This is a genomic window from Streptomyces sp. NPDC048111 (assembly GCF_043202815.1).
GTDB lineage: Bacteria > Actinomycetota > Actinomycetes > Streptomycetales > Streptomycetaceae > Streptomyces.
This window is the reverse complement of the sequence record NZ_JBIDBD010000012.1, coordinates 157,520-174,116: the sequence shown is the minus strand read 5'-3', so window position 1 is coordinate 174,116 and position 16,597 is coordinate 157,520. Positions and strand designations below refer to the sequence as shown.

General features: G+C 74.9%; 11 protein-coding genes. 8 read left to right on the top strand and 3 right to left on the bottom strand.

Going from position 1 to position 16,597, the window contains the following annotated elements; genetic code table 11:
* Positions 1 to 127: 127 nt before the first annotated feature.
* Positions 128 to 1,435, bottom strand: coding sequence for a type VII secretion-associated serine protease mycosin (mycP, locus tag ACGF3I_RS20885; RefSeq protein ID WP_393134096.1), 1,308 nt, complete (start codon positions 1,433 to 1,435; stop codon positions 128 to 130).
* A 13-nt stretch (positions 1,436 to 1,448) separates the two neighbouring features.
* Entirely contained in the window at positions 1,449 to 2,984 is a 1,536-nt protein-coding gene (gene eccB / locus ACGF3I_RS20880; RefSeq protein WP_393134094.1) for a type VII secretion protein EccB, read from the bottom strand.
* A 194-nt stretch (positions 2,985 to 3,178) separates the two neighbouring features.
* Between eccB and eccE the strand changes: the two genes are divergently transcribed.
* The 8 genes from eccE (at position 3,179) to ACGF3I_RS20840 (ending at position 15,611) form a co-directional block, all read left to right on the top strand.
* Positions 3,179 to 4,561, top strand: coding sequence for a type VII secretion protein EccE (gene eccE, locus ACGF3I_RS20875; protein WP_393134092.1), 1,383 nt, complete (start codon positions 3,179 to 3,181; stop codon positions 4,559 to 4,561).
* A complete protein-coding gene (locus ACGF3I_RS20870) occupies positions 4,561 to 5,295 on the top strand; it encodes a hypothetical protein (RefSeq protein ID WP_393134090.1) in 735 nt (244 codons plus the stop codon). Before eccE ends, ACGF3I_RS20870 begins: the two co-directional genes overlap by 1 nt.
* 378 nt (positions 5,296 to 5,673) lie before the next feature.
* Entirely contained in the window at positions 5,674 to 9,552 is a 3,879-nt protein-coding gene (locus tag ACGF3I_RS20865; protein WP_393134088.1) for an SCO5717 family growth-regulating ATPase, read from the top strand.
* A 219-nt stretch (positions 9,553 to 9,771) separates the two neighbouring features.
* Positions 9,772 to 11,619 carry an ABC transporter substrate-binding protein gene (locus tag ACGF3I_RS20860; RefSeq protein WP_393134086.1) on the top strand — a complete coding sequence of 616 codons (1,848 nt, stop codon included), beginning with the start codon at positions 9,772 to 9,774 and terminating at the stop codon, positions 11,617 to 11,619.
* Positions 11,620 to 11,622: 3 nt separating this feature from the next.
* Positions 11,623 to 12,690, top strand: a complete 1,068-nt coding sequence (locus ACGF3I_RS20855; RefSeq protein ID WP_393134084.1) for an ABC transporter permease — start codon at positions 11,623 to 11,625, stop codon at positions 12,688 to 12,690.
* Between the two features lie 31 nt (positions 12,691 to 12,721).
* Positions 12,722 to 13,630 carry an ABC transporter permease gene (locus ACGF3I_RS20850; protein ID WP_393134082.1) on the top strand — a complete coding sequence of 303 codons (909 nt, stop codon included), beginning with the start codon at positions 12,722 to 12,724 and terminating at the stop codon, positions 13,628 to 13,630.
* Positions 13,627 to 14,595, top strand: coding sequence for an ABC transporter ATP-binding protein (locus ACGF3I_RS20845; RefSeq protein WP_393134080.1), 969 nt, complete (start codon positions 13,627 to 13,629; stop codon positions 14,593 to 14,595). The genes ACGF3I_RS20850 and ACGF3I_RS20845 overlap by 4 nt, the downstream gene beginning before the upstream one ends.
* Entirely contained in the window at positions 14,592 to 15,611 is a 1,020-nt protein-coding gene (locus ACGF3I_RS20840) for an oligopeptide/dipeptide ABC transporter ATP-binding protein (protein ID WP_393134078.1), read from the top strand. Before ACGF3I_RS20845 ends, ACGF3I_RS20840 begins: the two co-directional genes overlap by 4 nt.
* On the opposite strand, the gene ACGF3I_RS20835 is transcribed toward ACGF3I_RS20840, so the two are convergent.
* Positions 15,590 to 16,588, bottom strand: a complete 999-nt coding sequence (locus tag ACGF3I_RS20835; protein WP_393134076.1) for a bifunctional riboflavin kinase/FAD synthetase — start codon at positions 16,586 to 16,588, stop codon at positions 15,590 to 15,592. The two genes, ACGF3I_RS20840 and ACGF3I_RS20835, sit on opposite strands and share 22 nt — an antisense overlap.
* Between the last annotated feature and the right edge of the window lie 9 nt (positions 16,589 to 16,597).

The window sequence follows — 16,597 nt, the reverse complement described above, 5'->3', positions numbered from 1 at the left end:
GGGAGGCGCACGCCGTGCCGGTCCGGCGCTCCCGGCGGGTGTGCCGCCCTCAACGGGCTTGCGCGGCAGCCCGGTTGGCCCGCAGATCCTGACCCCGGACGGGGGAACGGCGGTCAGCGGCGTCCATCTACTCAGTTCGGGTGACCCGCCGGCGCCGCGCTTCCCCGATCGCCACCGCGGCCCCGCTCAGGACCGCCACCAGGACGGCCGCCCCCACCGCCACATAGGTGGCCAGGCGGCGGGTGCGCTCCTCGTCGCTCTCGCCCGGGTGGAGGACGGCGGGCGCTGGGGCGCGGGCGGGGGTGACGCCCTCGTGGGCGGCCGGGGCACGGAGGGGGTGGTCGTCCTCGGTGAGGGCGCGCACGGGGTCGGCCACGCCCCAGCCCACCAGGCGGTCGTGCCCGGCCACCGCCCGTTCGGCGGTCTGCTCGATCTGGGTCACGACCTCGCGTCCGGTCCAGCCGGGGTGTCTGGCCCTGATGAGCGCGGCCACGCCCGCGACGTAGGGCGCCGCGAAGCTCGTGCCGCTGTCGGCGCAGTGGCCGCCGCCGGGCACGGTGGAGACCATGTCGACGCCGGGCGCGGCCACCCCCACGAACGCGCCGGACTGCGAGAACGCCGCCCGCTCGTTGTTGCGGTCGGAGGCGGCGACCGCGAGAACACCGGGATAGGAGGCCGGGTAGGTCGCCTTCACGTTGCCGCCCAGGCCGTCGTTGCCGGCGGAGGCGACCACCACGACGTCCCGGGCCAGCGCCGCGTCCACGGCCCGCTTGAGGGTGGCCGCCGGGCGTACCGCGTCGGCGGTGTCCTGCGAGATGTTGATGATCCGGGCGCCTGCGGCGACCGCGTGGCGGATGGCCTCGGCGAGGGTCTCGGCGGTGCCGTGGCCGTCCGCGTCGTTCTGGGCGACGGGGATGATCGTCGCCCCGGGCGCCAGACCCACGAAGCCGGTGGTGGGGGCGGGCCGGGCCGCGATGATGCCGGCCACCTTGGTGCCGTGCCCGACCGGGTCCGTCGTGCCGTTCTCCGCTCCGCGCTCCAGTGGCCGCCCGGTCGCGTCCTTGAGGCCCCTGGGCAGCAGGTTCGTGCCCAAGGACGTGTCGACGGCGCCTTTGAGCTGCGGGTTCCTGATGTCGACTCCGGTGTCGATCACGGCGACCCGCACGCCCGCGCCCGTCGAGCGGTGCCACAACTCGTCCAGGAGTACGCGCTGGAGGGCCCAGGGCCGGCCGGGATAGGGCCGGGCGGGGAAGGTGCACCGGTCGCCGTCCCCGCTGTCGGCCGGGGCGACCGCGACCGCGAACGGAGCGGTGAGGGCCGGGGCCGGAGCAGCGAGGACCGGGGCCGGAGCAGCGAGGGCCGGGGCCGCCAGCACCCAGAGGGCGGTGAGGGCGGCGGCGCCCTTCAGGGCCAGGGCCTCGCGTGTGTACGTCATGCCGGGCCGCCGCTCAGGAGCCCTGGGGCCGGCGGGCCGCCCCGGTGGACAGCCGGGGGCCGGTGGGCAGGAACGTGGACCAGCCGATCGGGATCGGAGCAGGCTCGGACTTGGCGTAGCCGAGCCGGGTCTGGGCCTGCCGGGCCTCCTCGTCGAGCCGCTCGCGCCGCCCGCCCTGCCCCGCGCCGGGGTCCGGCCCCGCGTCGCCTTCGGCGCTGTCGCCATTGGACTGCATCGCGTAGCGCAGCCCGGTGTCGGTCACCAGGAACACGCCGCCCGCCCCGGTCTCGGAGCCCTGGATCTGGCGGAAGAGCTGGCCGGATCCGGGGGTGACGTACGCGCTGCTGGAGCCGGCGGGCAGCGGCGCGGGGAAGTCGGTGCCGGCCCAGGTGCTCAGGGTGGTGGCGCCGGTGGCCGGGTCGACGGCGCGCAGCACGGTGCACACCGTGTTGCGGCGGTCCGGTTCGGTGCCCGCGTCGTTGACGGCCACCGGCATCGGGCGGGGCCAGTGCCGGCCGCCCGCGAACTCGGCGGCTTCGGGGCGGAACCTGGAGGCGTTGGCGGCGACGGCCTGTCCGGTCGTCATCAGGCCGCCGAGCCGGCGGCTGCTGAGGAGCAGTTTCGCGGTGAAGTCGGAGACGGGCGAGACCCTGCCCCGCTGGACCAGGTAGTACTGGGCGCCCGCGCCGTTCGTGGCCCGCAGCACCGTGCCGATCCGGTTCGCGGCGGGGGCGAGGCCGCCGGGTACGCCCGCCGGGTCGCCGATGGGTCCGCGCACCTCGGGAAAGGCGATCGGATCGCCCGTGCGCAGGGTGTCGAGCCACGCCTGGGAGACCCGCTCGGGCCGTCGGCCCGCGCCGACCAGGGCGCGCAGCAGGAGTTCGTCGGAGCCGACCCGGTACTTGGTGCCCCGCGCGTCGACCACGTAGCGGGCCCCGTCCTCGGCTCCGGTGACGTACATCAGCTCGCCCCCGGTCAGCCGCCCCGCGCCTTCCGTGCGGTGCCGGTCGCGGTCGGCGAGGACGAACACGGCCTTCTGGACGGCCCGGCCGCCGCCGCCCGGGCGCTCGCAGACCGCCCAGCGCTTGGGGGCCGCGGCCTCGTCGGGCGAGGGCAGCCGGTCGGGGGCGTACGGGATGCCGAGGGTGGCGCCGCGCGTCAGGGAGCCCCGGTCGAGGACGGACTCGTCCACGTTGACGACCTGGCCCTTGCCCGGGTCGAGCAGGAGCTTGGCCGAGGCCATGTTGAGGACGGGGTGCAGTTGCCTTGTGCCGTCGGTGGTCAGGACGACGTAGCGGGTCGTGGAGCGGCTGGCGATGATGACCTTCTCGCCGGGGGTGTCCCAGCCGGGCGGCGCGGCGGGCCGGAACATCCCCCACGCCCCGGACGCGGCGACGAGCACCACCGCCACGACGGCCCCCGGCAGCACGGCCCGCAACGGGCGCGGGGCGCCCTCTTCCGAACCCGTCGGCGAGGGCTGGACGAACGACGCGAGTGTGCGACGCTTCGCAAAGGTGTACGCGTTGAGCTCGTCCCGCCGTGATGCCATGGGTGTCCGCGTTCTCCGTCGCTCCCGGGCGGCTCCCGCTGCTCCCCAGCGGAGCCCGCCCCGCCGGCCCGCCGTTGCCGGACCGGCCCTCTACTATGCCCGTCACGTGATCGTACGTCCGGGCCGGACGGGACGCCCGGATCCTCAAGGGCCTTGTCGGCCAAGGGATTTCGGACAGGCTGGAGGATGCCGGGATGGTTTCGCCGACAGGCACGCGGGCGCGCTCCACGCCGGGGCCCGGCGCCTCACCACCCGCCGGTACGGGGCGGAATCCCTCGCTCCGGGGCCGCCGGACACCCCTGCGCGCGCCGGCCGGCGCGGTGACGCCCCGCCTCATGTCCCGTTCGGGGCACCCGGGTTCGTCACAGCTGCAACAGCTGATCCTGATCGAGGCGGCGGCAGCTCTGCTGCTCGCGGCCCGGGCCGTCGGCGCCCCGGCACCGGTGCCCGCGGCCGCGGTCGCGGCAGTGCTGGTGCTGCTCGCCGTGGTGCGCCGCCGCGGACGCCCGCTGCCCGAACGGCTCGTCGCCGCACGGGCGTTGAGGGCGCGCACCCGCAGGGCGGCGGACGTGGTGCTGCCGCCCGGCACCCCCGCGGCCTTCGCGCCGGCCGTGGAGTGCGATCCCGCCCTGCGCACCTATGGCTTCGGCGACCGCGACCAGCGGCCGATCGGGATGCTGGGCGACGGCGGGTTCCTCACGGTGGTGCTCCAGGTGGAGCCGGACGGGACGGCCCCGCGCGCCGAGCGGGGCGGGCGCCCGCTCCCGCTGAGCCTCGTACGGGACGCGCTGGCCGTGGACGGCATCCGCCTCGAATCGGCGCAGATCCTGCTGCACACCCGGCCGGCGCCCGCGCCCCGCCTCCCTCGGCAGTCCCTGGCCGTCATCGACTCCGCACCGCCGTACGCCCCGCCGAACCCGCCCGCCATCCGGGCCACCTGGATCGCCCTGAAGCTGGATCCCGCGCTGTGCCCCGAGGCGGTGGCGGCGCGCGGCGGCGGACTGCGGGGCGCGCAAAAGTGCGTGGCCCGCGCCGGGCTGCACCTCGCGAGCCGGCTCACCGCGGCGGGGCTGCGCGCCACGGTGCTGACCGAGGAGGAGCTCGCGGACGCGGTGGCCACAGCGGCCTGCGCCGAGCCGCCGGTCACCGCGCTGACCGGCGGCGCGACCACCGGCCCCTCGTCCCCACCGGTCGCCGGGGCGGACGCGCCGCGACGCACCGAGGAATCGGTCCACTCCTGGCGCCGCGGCCACCACCGGCACACCACGTACTGGGTGCGCCGCTGGCCCAGGATCGACGCCGCGGCGCACGGCGGCGGGCTGCCGCACCTGGTGGCCCGCCTCACCGCGGTCCCGGCGCTCGCCGCCAGCTTCAGCCTCACCGTCACCCCGGGCGGCGCGCGGGAGAGCGCCGTGAGCGGCCATCTGCGGGTCACCGGCCGCGACGAGGCCGAACTGGCCTCCGCCCGGCGGGCGTTGGAGCAGGTGGCCCGCGAGACGGGAACGGTCCTGCGGGCACTCGACCACGAACAACTGCCGGGCATGCTCGCCACGCTGCCGCTCGGCGGCGCCCGCTGATGGCCGCCACGACACCCGGGCCGGGCGGGGGCCGCGCGCCGCGCACCGGCTTCGGCCTCATCGGGCCCCGCCACCGCCGCCATGCGCTGACCACCGAGGCGCTGGACGGTCTGGCCCTGCCGGTCGGCGACGACGGAGTGGTCGTCGGGGTGGATGCCGGGGGCCTGCCTGCCGTGCTCGCGGTGAGCAGACCCTCGACCTACGACCTCGTGCTCATCGGCGGGCTGTGGACGGCGCAGGTGCTCGCGCTGCGGACGGTCGCGACCGGCGTGCGGGTCGCCGTGGAGACCGGGCGGCCGCAGGCCTGGGCCGGGCTGGCGCACGCCGTCGCCGACCGGAACGTCCTGGCGGTGCATGACGTGGGCCGGGTGCCGACGCCCGGCGCCTCGGCGGGCGAACCGGTCCTGGTGGTACGGGACTGCGGGATGCGTCCGCCGCGTGGGCGGGTGGTGTCGGCGCCCTGGCGGGCGGTGCTCACCCTGCTGCCGTACGCCGGTCCGGCGGCGCCGCCGCTCGTGCGCCGGGCACGGCTCGTCGGGGTGCAGCGGGTCTCGCCGCAGGAGGCCGCGCACCTGGCCCGGCTCGTACACCTGCCGCCCGAGGAACAGGAGAGGCTCTCCACGCTGGCCGACGGCGTGACGCTGTGGTGCGACGGACGGGACCGCTCCCTCGTGACGATCCGGGCGACCGACACCGAGACCGGATTGTTGGGGAAGCCCCGACGCGTCGACTGAGTCACGGACCAGCGGCTCAAGTTGACCGGTTCTGACCCTTTTCGCCCTCCACGCCCCGCCCCCGGGTGGTCACTTGGGCGGCCTTCATGGGGCGAGGGTGACGAAAGGGACAGCGGCTCGGGGCGGCCGGGCCTGCCGCGGCGGTATTGACGACGATTAGGGTGGGACGGACCGGGGGCAGGGACTCCACGGCGAGAACGCGTCGGTCGTACGTTCCGGACGACGCGGCGCTCGCGGTGGGGCAGGAACGGGCGGGACCGCACACGACGGCGCGTCCGCGCGCACCATCGCCGAGGGGCTGCCCCGCACCCGGCCCGTTATGTGCCCAGGAAATTCCACGGCCCACGACCCGGTCACAGGCAAAACGAAAGGAAACCGGTGAGCAGCGACCAGGACCAGTTCCGCACCGGCGGAAACGCACGCGACGAGAATCGGTCCGACGCCGATCCCGAGAACACGGGTGAGTTCACCATCGACTACACCCCGCCCGCCTGGTACACCCAGGGCGCGCAGGACACCCCGCCGGCCCCCGCGGCGCCGCCGGCCGGTGAGCAGAGCGCGGCCCCCGGCCCCGCGCTGCCTCCTCCGCCGCCCGGCTCCGCGCCGATCGACGTCCCCGGCCTGCCGCACGACGGCGGTTTCCAGCCGAACTGGACCCTCACGCCGCCGCCCGGCCAGAGCCCGGCGTCGTCGTCGGCTCCCCCGCCCGTCTTCCCTGGCACGGTGCCGCCGCCACTGCCCAGCTCCGCCCCGCGTCCCCCGCGCCCCGCGGGCGAGGGCCACGGCCAGGGCCAGGGCCAGGGCCAGGCCTTCGGCGGCGGTGACATCGAGAGCGGGGCGACGATGCGCTTCTCGCCCTCGGCCCTGAAGCGGGAGTTCGAGCAGCTCGAAGCGGCCGCCGCCGCGGCGCGTGCGGAATCCGCGCCGCCGCCCCCAATTGCTGACGCACCGTCAACTCCCGTGCCTCCGACGCCCGCCGGGCCGTCCGTCTCGCCCTCGGCCGTCCCCGCGTCGGCGCTCTACGGCACGCCCGCGCCTGCCGCGTCGCCACCGCGCGAACCGGCGACGCCGTCGGCGGAGGTCCCCGCCGGTGCGAACACGTCCGGGCCCGCTCCCACCTCCTCCCCCGGCGCCGCCGAGCCGTTCGAACCGTTCGAGCCCTTCGAACCGTTCGACCCGTTCCCCGAGGACAGCCCGTCCGGGGCCGGCGCCTCGGCCCCGTCGAGCACGTCGAACGCTCCGGCCTCCGCCGACCCCGCCGGCACGACGGACCCCACCGAACCCGTTGACCCCGAGGACGCTGCCGACGCGCAGTCCCCCGACGCTCCGGACGTATCGGACGCCCCCTCGTACGACGCGGGCGCACACGACGCGGGCATGCACGACGCGGGCGCGAACGACGCGAACGACTCGGGCACGCACAGTTCAGCCGCCGATGAGTCGTCCGGCGACGCGTCGGTCCCGGCCCGTCCGGACGAGACCCACGGGGCGGCCGAGCCGTTCGCGACCCCGGCCGACGACGCCGCGCCCGCGCGCGAGGACGCGCCGAGCGAGAGCCCGGCCGCCGCGCCGCACCCGGCACCCGTCGCCGCCGAGCACACCGAGACCGCCCCGGCGGACACGACTTCGCCCGACGCCACTCCCGCCGACGCCGTCCCCACGGCCGCCGCCACCGAACCCGAGGCCCCGAACGCCGCCGAGCCCGCACCGGTCACCGACGCCGTACCGGCGGACGCGGCACCGGTCACGGACGGCGTACCGGTGGCGGACGGCGTACCGGCACACGCGGTGCCCGTCACCGACGCCGTTCCGGCAGACGCGGCGCCGGTCCAGGACGCCGTTCCGGCGGACGCCCCGGCCGCCGAGCCCCAGGACGCGCCTCCCGTGAGCGAGCCGTGGGCGGCCTCCGCCGCACCGCCGCAGGCCCCGCAGCACGCGCCGCAGCAGCCCCCGCAGCCCGGACTGCCGCCGCTGCCCCCGGCTTTCCAGCCCGCCACGCCGACCACGGCCCCGCAGTGGCCGGCCCAGGCCCAGCCCACGCCCGCCCCGGCCCAGGCCGCTCCTCAGGCGCCCGCGTGGCCCCAGCAGCAGGCCGGTTACGGGTTCCCGCAGCCGGGCACCAACCCCGCCGGACCCCCGGCCCCGCAGCCCGGCTACGGCTTCCCCCACCAGGCACCGGCCCCCCAGGCCCAGCCCACCGCGCAGGCAGCCACCCCGCCCGCCCCCAACCAGCCGACCCCGCAAGGCGGTTACGGCTTCCCCCAGCCCGGCACCAACCCTGCCGAGCCCCCCGCCCCGCAGGCCGGCTACGGCTTCCCGCAGCCCGGGGCCACTCCCCCGGCCGCACCCCAGCCCCCCGCGCCCACCGACGCCGCGCCGCCCCAGGCCGGCTACGGCTTCCCGCAGCCCGGCACCAACCCCGCCGAACCCCCGGCCCCGCAGCCCGGCTACGGCTTCCCCCACCAGGCACCGGCCGCCCAGCCCCAGCCCACCCCGCAGGCAGCCACCTCGCCCGCCCCCAACCAGCCCACCCCGCAAGGCAGTTACGGCTTCCCGCCGGCCGCACCCCAGCCCCCCGCCCCGCAGGCGGGCTACGGCTTCCCCCAGCCCGGGGCCACTCCCCCGGCCGCGCCGCAGCCCGCGCCCGGGCTCCAGGGCCTGCCCCACCCCCAGGCGCAGCCCCTCCCGCAGGGACAGCCCGTCCCGCACGGGCAGGACGGCATACAGGGCCACCCCGCGCCTCAGGGGCCCGGCGACGCGCAGGCGCAGAACGTGCCGCCCGCCGACCCCCGGGCCGGGGCCGCCTGGCCCGCGCCCATCGCGCACGACCAGCGCGAGCGGTCCAACCCGGGCGCCCCGCTCGGCTACACGGCCGCCGTCGAGCTGTCGTCCGACCGGCTGCTGCGCAACAACAAGCCGAAGCCGAAGAGCAGCCGGGGCCCGGCCGCCGGGGCCTCGCGCTTCAAGCCCGGGGCGAAGAAGGAGGAGGCGGCGCGGCAGCAGAAGCTCAATCTGATCCGTACGCCCGTGCTCTCCTGCTACCGGATCGCGGTCATCTCCCTCAAGGGCGGCGTCGGCAAGACGACCACGACGACCGCGCTCGGCGCGACCCTGGCCACCGAGCGGCAGGACAAGATCCTCGCGATCGACGCCAACCCGGACGCGGGCACGCTCGGCCGCAGGGTGCGCCGCGAGACCGGTGCCACCATCCGCGACCTGGTGCAGGCGATCCCGTACCTCAATTCGTACATGGACATCCGCCGGTTCACCTCGCAGGCGCCGTCCGGCCTGGAGATCATCGCCAACGACGTGGACCCGGCCGTCTCCACGACGTTCAACGACGAGGACTACCGGCGCGCGATCGACGTCCTGGGCAAGCAGTACCCGATCATCCTCACCGACTCGGGTACGGGCCTGCTGTACTCGGCGATGCGCGGCGTCCTCGACCTCGCGGACCAGCTGATCATCATCTCGACCCCGTCCGTGGACGGCGCGTCCAGCGCCTCGACCACGCTGGACTGGCTCTCCGCGCACGGCTACGCCGAGCTCGTGCAGCGCTCCCTCACCGTCATCTCCGGGGTCCGCGAGACCGGCAAGATGATCAAGGTGGACGACATCGTGCAGCACTTCCAGACGCGCTGCCGCGGTGTGATCGTGGTGCCGTTCGACGAGCACCTGGCGGCGGGCGCCGAGGTGGACCTCGACATGATGCGGCCCAAGACCCGGGAGGCGTACTTCAACCTCTCGGCCATGGTCGCCGAGGACTTCGTACGCGCCCAGCAGCAGCAAGGGCTGTGGACGGGCGACGGACTCAACCCGCCCCCGCACATGGCACCGCCGATGCCGGGCCAACAGGCCGCCCCCGCCCAGCCGTTCCCCGGTCAGGCACAACCGCAGGCAGCGCCCCAGCCGCCGCCGGGCCAGCCGTACCCGGGTCAGTCGCAGCCGGGCGGGCCGTACCCGGGTCAGCCCTACCCGGCCCACGGGCAGCCCGAACCCGGCGGGCCCTACCCGGGGCAGCCGCAGGCGCAGCCCGCCCAGCCGCAGCCCCCGCAGGCGCAGCCGGGTCAGGCCTTCCCGCAGCAGGCGCAGCAGCCGTACCCCGGTCAGCCGTACGGGGCCCAGCCGGGCCAGGGCCCGCAGCCTCCGGCGCAGCCGGGGCAGCCCGAGGCGCAGGGGGCGGTGCCGCCGCCCGGATGGCCCGCGCAGGACGGCGGCGGACACGTTCCGCAGCCCCCGTCAGCCCCTCAGCAGTAAGGCGTCACAGGACTGGACCAATGAGGGCCCGCACCGTTCGCACGGTGCGGGCCCTCCGGTGTTTTCGCAGACCAAATGGCCTGCGATGCGCCGTTGACACGTCTAGACCACCGCTGGTAGACCTGCGCCCACACCGGCCGCCACCTCCTGTTCCCCCGGCGCTCAACCTGCGATCAACCCTGCTTTTCCGTGCGAGTGATGACGCGAGGTCACCGTCCCATGGCAAGAACAGTTCCATCGCACCCGACCGTGCGACCGTCGCGGCCCCGCCGCCTGCTGGCCGCGGGCGCGGCGGCGCTCGCCCTCGCCCCGGGGGCCCTGCTGCCCGCCCAGGGCGCGGCGGCCGACGACGCCAAGGGCGGCCAGAAGGTGCTCACCGTCGCCGTCTCCCAGAGCGTCGACTCGCTGAGCCCCTTCCTCGCCCGACGGCTCGTCAGTACCAGCGTGCACCGCCTGATGTACGAGTACCTGACGAACTACGACCCCAAGGACGGCCACACGGTCCCGGGGCTCGCCACCGCCTGGAAGGCCTCGCCGGACAAGCTGACCTGGACGTACACGATCCGCAAGGACTCGACGTGGTCGGACGGGCAGCGGGCCACGGCCGACGACGCGGCCTGGACGTTCAACACGATGATGACCGACAAGGGCGCGGCGACCGCCAACGGCAGCTTCGTCACGAACTTCAAGAAGGTCACCGCGCCCGACCCGTCGACCCTCGTCGTGGAACTGAAGCAGCCCCAGGCGACCATGACGGCGCTGGACGTGCCGATCGTGCCCCGGCACGTGTGGGAGAAGGTCGGCGACCTCAGCAAGTTCAACAACGACCAGCAGTTCCCCGTCGTCGGCAACGGCCCGTACGTGCTGACCGACTACAAGGTCGACCAGTACATCAAGCTGAAGCCGAACAAGAGCTTCTGGCGGGGTGCACCCCGCTTCGACGAGCTGGTCTTCCGCTACTACAAGGACAACGACGCGGCGGTGGCGGCGCTCCAGAAGGGCGAGGTCTCCTTCGTCTCCAACCTGACGCCCGCGCAGGCGAGTTCACTGAGTTCCACCCCGCACGTCAAGGTCAACGACGCCCCCGGCCGGCGCTTCTTCGCGCTCGCCACCAACCCGGGCGCGCAGGCGGCGGACGGCACGAAGTTCGGTGACGGCAATCCGGCGCTGCTCGATCCCCGGGTGCGCCGCGCGCTGTTCGCGGCCGTCGACCGCAGGACGCTCGTGGACAAGGTGTTCCAGGGCCACGCCGTGGAGGGCGAGGGCTACATCCCGCCCCGGTTCGCCGACTACTTCTGGAAGCCGGCCGCCGGCCAGAAGGTGGCGTACGACCCGGGCCGGGCGGCCTCGCTGCTCGACGAGGCGGGCTACCGCGCGGGCCCGGACGGCAAGCGCGTCGGCAAGGACGGCAAACCGCTCGACCTGCGGCTGCTGTGCCATGCCATCGACCCGAACGACAAGGCCGTCAGCAAGTACCTCCAGGAGTGGTGGGGCAAGCTCGGCATCGGGCTGCGGGTGGACTGCGTCGACAACGTCAGTGACCCGTGGGCGGCCGGCGAGTTCGACCTGGCCCTGGACGGCTACTCGGTCAACCCCGACCCCGACTACGTCCTGTCGATCCACACCTGCGGCGCCCTGCCGGCCACCCCGAAGGCGACCGGGCAGACCGACGACTTCATCTGCGACAAGCAGTTCGACGAGCTGTACGCGCGGCAGTCGGCCGAGTACGACACCGCCAAGCGGGCGGACCTGGTCAAGCAGATGGAGTCGCGCCTGTACGACACCGGGTACATGAACGTCATGGCGTATCCCAACGCGGTCGAGGCGTACCGCACCGACCAGATCCGGTCGATCACGACGATGCCCGAGTCCGCGGGCAACATCTACGGCCAGGACGGCTACTGGAGCTGGTGGTCGGCCGTCCCGGCGAACGCCTCGGGCACCTCGTCGGGCGACGGTTCCTCGGCGGGCGTCGTGCTCGGCATCGTGGCCGGCGTGATCGTCCTGGCCGGTCTCGGTTCCTTCCTCGTGCTGCGCCGCCGGGCCGGCGCCGACGACCGCGAGTAGGCCGTGACGACCGCGAGTTCGGCCGACACGCCCGCGGTGGTCGCCGAGGCACGCACCGAGCCGCGCGGCCTGCGCCGCGCGGCGGCGGGCCCGGCGCTCACCTATCTGCGCCATGTGGGCGGCAAACTGGCGGGGGCGGTGGTCTCCCTGTTCGCCGTCCTGGTCACCAGCTTCTTCCTGTTCCGGATCATCCCCGGCGACCCGGTCCGCACCATGACCCACGGCCGTCAGGTCTCGGCCGGTCAACTCGCCGAACTCCGACGCGAGTTCGGCCTCGATCTGCCGCTGTGGCAGCAGTTCACGCAGTACTGCGGCAACGCGCTGACCGGCGATCTGGGCACCTCGTACCAGTTCCACGCACCGGTCGGCTCGCTCATCGCCGAGAAGCTCCCGGCGACGCTGCTGCTGACCGGGACGGCCGTGGTCCTGTACTCGACGCTCGGCATCTGGCTCGGCACCCGGTCGGCGTGGCGCAACGGCCGGCTCGGCGACCGGCTCAACACGGGGCTCGCGCTGACCCTGTGGTCGGTGCCCTCGTTCTGGCTGGGGCTGCTGCTCATCATCACGTTCTCGGTGGGCGCGGGCCCGATCCCGGGCCTGTTCCCCACCGGGGGCATGGAGTCGGGCGACACCAGCGGCTTCGCGTACGTCCTGGACGTGGCGCACCACCTGGTGCTGCCGGTGCTCACCCTGGTCGCGGTGCAGTACGCGCAGACGCTGCTCGTCATGCGGTCCTCGCTGCTCGACGAGATGGGCGGCGACTATCTGACGACGGCGCGCGCCAAGGGGCTGCGCGACGACGCGGTGCGCCGTCACCACGCGGTGCCCAACGCGCTGCTGCCGACGGTCACGATGCTGTTCATCAACCTGGGGCACGTGGCGGCCGGTTCGATCCTGGTCGAGACGGTGTTCTCCTGGCCGGGGCTCGGCGGCCTGTTCTACCAGGCGCTGAGCGTGCCCGATCTGCCGCTGGTGCAGGGCCTGTTCGTGGTGTTCGCGGGCGCCATGATCGTCATGAACCTCCTTGCCGACCTGCTGTATCCGCTGCTCGATCCGAGGGTGGGGCGATGACGACGACCACGTGGCACCAGGGGGCGGGACGATGACGACGACCGCCGCACCCGAACGGGCGGGCTCGCTCGCCTGGGCCCGCCGCCGTGATTCGCTGGCCCGGTTCTGGCGCTCCTACCGCACCCACCGGGCCGGTCTGTACGGTCTGGCGGGCCTGGTCGTCATCGCCCTGATCGCGCTGACGGCGCCGCTCACCGTCGGCGGGGACGTCCAGAGCGTGACGCATGCGCCGGGCGGCGCCCTGGAGTCGCCCAGCGGCCGGTTCCCGCTCGGCACCGACCAGTTCGGGCGCTCGCTGCTCGGGCTGCTGGTGTGGGGCGCCCGGATCTCGCTCGCCGTCGGACTGCTGGCGGCGGCCCTGAGCGTGGCGATCGGCACCCTGGTCGGGATCCTGGCCGGCCACTACGGCGGCTGGCTCGCGACGGCCCTGATGCGGATCACCGACTGGTTCCTGGTGATGCCGACGCTGGTCCTCGCGATCGTGCTGGCGACCGTCATGTCGCACAGCCTGTGGACGGTGGTCCTGGCCATCGGCGTGACGTCCTGGCCGACGACGGCCCGGCTGGTGCGGGCCCAGACCATCGCGGTGGAGTCCCGCCCCTACATCGAGCGGGCCCGGGCGCTGGGCGGCGGCCACGGCCACATCATGTCCCGGCACGTGCTGCCGAACGTGATGCCGCTGGTGCTGGCGCAGACCACGCTCGGCATCTCCAACGCCATCCTCACCGAGGCCACCCTCGCCTTCCTCGGCCTCGGTGATCCGACGGTGGTCTCCTGGGGCGGCATGCTCCAGGACGCGCGCGAGGCGGGCGCGGTCTCCTCGGGGCACTGGTGGTACCTGGCGCCGCCCGGTATCGCGATCGCGCTGGTGGCGCTGTCCTTCACGCTGTGCGGCCGGGCCGTGGAGTCCGTCCTCAACCCGAAGCTGGGGGTCAGGTGAGCCTGCTGGAGATCAGAGACCTGCACGTCACGTACGCGACGGGCGCGGCGGCCGTGCGCGGCGTGGACCTGACGATCGCGCCGGGCCAGAAACTGGGCGTGGCGGGCGAGTCGGGGTGCGGGAAGTCCACGCTCGCGATGGCGCTGCTGCGGCTGCTGCCCGCGTCGGCCACCCTGACCGGGTCGGTGCTGCTCGACGGCGAGGACGTGCTCGGCATGCGCTGGGGGCGGCTGCGGGCGGTGCGCTGGGCCGGCGCGTCCATCGTCTTCCAGGGGGCCATGCACTCCCTGAACGCGGTGCACCGCGTCGGCGACCAGATCGCCGAGCCGATCCTGCTGCACGGCCTGGCCGGCCCGGCCGCGGCCCGCACCCGCGTGGGCGAGCTGCTCGAACAGGTGGGGCTGCCCGCCGCCCGGGCGCAGGCGTACCCGCACGAACTCTCCGGCGGCCAGCGCCAGCGCGTGATGATCGCGATGGCGCTCGCCTGCTCCCCCGCGCTGATCGTCGCGGACGAGCCGACGACGGCCCTCGATGTGATGATCCAGGCCCAGATCCTGCGGCTGATCGAGCGGCTGGTGGCCGACCAGGACATCAGCCTCCTGATGATCAGTCACGATCTGGCGGTCCTCGCCGACACCTGCGACCGGCTCGCGGTGATGTACGCGGGCCGCGTCGTCGAGGAAGGCCCGGCCCGCCAGGTGTACACGGCGGCCCGCCACCCCTACGGCCGGGCCCTGTCCGCGGCCTTCCCCCGCATCGGCGACCCGGCCTCGCGCCGGGCCCCGCGCGGCCTGCCGGGTGATCCGCCCGATCCTTCGGCGCTGCCGGCCGGCTGCACCTTCCATCCGCGCTGCCCGGACGCGATCGGCGTCTGCGCGTTGGACGACCAGGTCCTGCGCGAGGCGGTCCCCGGGCACCGGGCGGCCTGTGTGCACACCGAGTCCCCGTCGAGGAGCACCGCATGACCGTCGCCACCGGCCCCCTCCTCGCCGCGTCCGCGCTGCACGTCACCTTCCCCGGCCGGCGCGGCGATCCGCCCGCGCGGGCGGTGGACGGCGTGGAACTGACCGTCGGCGCGGGCGAGATCGTGGCGCTGGTGGGCGAGTCGGGCTGCGGCAAGACGACCCTGGCGCGCAGCCTGCTCGGCCTCGTCACCCCGACCGCCGGGACGGTGGCCTTCGACGGCAGCCCCCTGGACCACCACGCCCGCGCCCTGAAGGCGTACCGCAGGCGCGTCCAGCTGGTGCTCCAGGATCCGAGCGGCTCGCTCAACCCGCGCCACACGGTGTACGACGCGGTCGCCGAGGGCCTGCGCATCCACGGATCCCCCGGCGACGAGCGGGAGTCGGTGGCGCGGGCGCTGTCGCGGGCGGGGCTGCGGCCGCCCGAGCGCTTCTTCCTGCGCTACCCGCACGAGCTGTCGGGCGGCCAGCGCCAGCGCGTGGTGATCGCGGGCGCCCTGGTCCTCGATCCCGAACTGATCGTCGCCGACGAGCCGGTGGCGTCCCTGGACGCGTCGGTGCGCGGCGAGATCCTGGCGCTGCTGCTGCGACTGCGCGACGAACTCGGCCTCTCGGCGCTGGTCGTGACGCACGACCTCGGCCTGGCGTGGAACATCGCGGACCGGGTCGCGGTGATGTACCTGGGCCGCATCGTGGAGACGGGCCCGGTCGAGGACGTCCTGACGAACCCTCAGCACCCTTACACCCAGGCCCTGTTGTCGGTCCTGCCCGAGTCGCCGGGCGATCCGGTGGTGCTCACCGGCGAGCCCCCGGACCCGTCCCGCATCCCGGGCGGCTGCCGCTTCCACGCCCGCTGCCAGGTCCTGGCGTCGGGCGCGGCCGAACGGGCGGGCGTCGCCGAACGCTGCCGCACCGAGGACCTGCCGGTCCTCGCGGGCGGCGCCGCGGCGCAGGTCGCCTGCCACTGGGCCGCCGCCCGGCGGGGCGAGGGGCCCGGTCAGCCGCGTCCGGCCTCGTAGGCCTCGATCAGTTCGGTGGAGCGCTTGACGTCGTTGCCGATCGCTTCGAGGAGGTCCTCGATCGAGCCGAACTTGGCCATGCCGCGCACATAGGCCAGGAAGTCCACGGCGACGTGCAGCCCGTACAGGTCGAGGCCCACGCGGTCGATGGCGTACGCCTCCACCGTGCGCTCGGTGCCGTCGAACTGCGGGTTGGTGCCGACCGAGATCGCCGCGGGCATCCGCTCGCCGGCCGGGGTGCCGCCCTGCTCGGCGGAGGCCGGCGAGAGGGGGACGGTCAGCCAGCCCGCGTAGACGCCGTCGGCGGGGATCGCGGTGTGCGGCAGCGTCTCGACGTTGGCCGTCGGGTAGCCGAGTTCCCGGCCGCGCTGGGCGCCGCGCACCACGACGCCCTCGACGCGGTGCGGGCGGCCGAGGATCTCGGCGGCGCCCTCGATGTCGCCCTCGGCGACCAGGCGCCGGGTCAGCGTGGAGGAGAACGGCTCGCCGCCGCCCGCCTCGCCGCGCACCCGCAGGTCGATCACCTCGACCTCGTAGTCGTAGGTGCGGCCGAGCTCGGCGAGGACCTCGACGTTGCCCGCCGCCCTGTGCCCGAAGCGGAAGTTGGGGCCTTCGACGACGAGCTTGGCGTGCAGCTTGTCGACCAGGACCTTGACCACGAAGTCGGCCGCGGAGAGCTTCGAGAACTCGCTGGTGAACGGAAGGATGAGCACCGCGTCCACCCCGAGGTCCGCCATCAGTTCGGCGCGCCGGTGGTGCGGGGCGAGCAGCGGGGGGTGGCTGCCGGGGCGGACCACTTCGCTGGGGTGCGGATCGAAGGTGACGACGACGGAGGGCACGCCCAGTTCACGGGCGCGCTCCACGGCCCGGCCGATGATCAGCTGGTGTCCGCGGTGCACCCCGTCGTAGGACCCGATGGTGACGACGCTGCGCCCCCAGTCCTGGGGGATGTCCTCCAAGCCACGCCAGCGCTGCACTGTGACCGC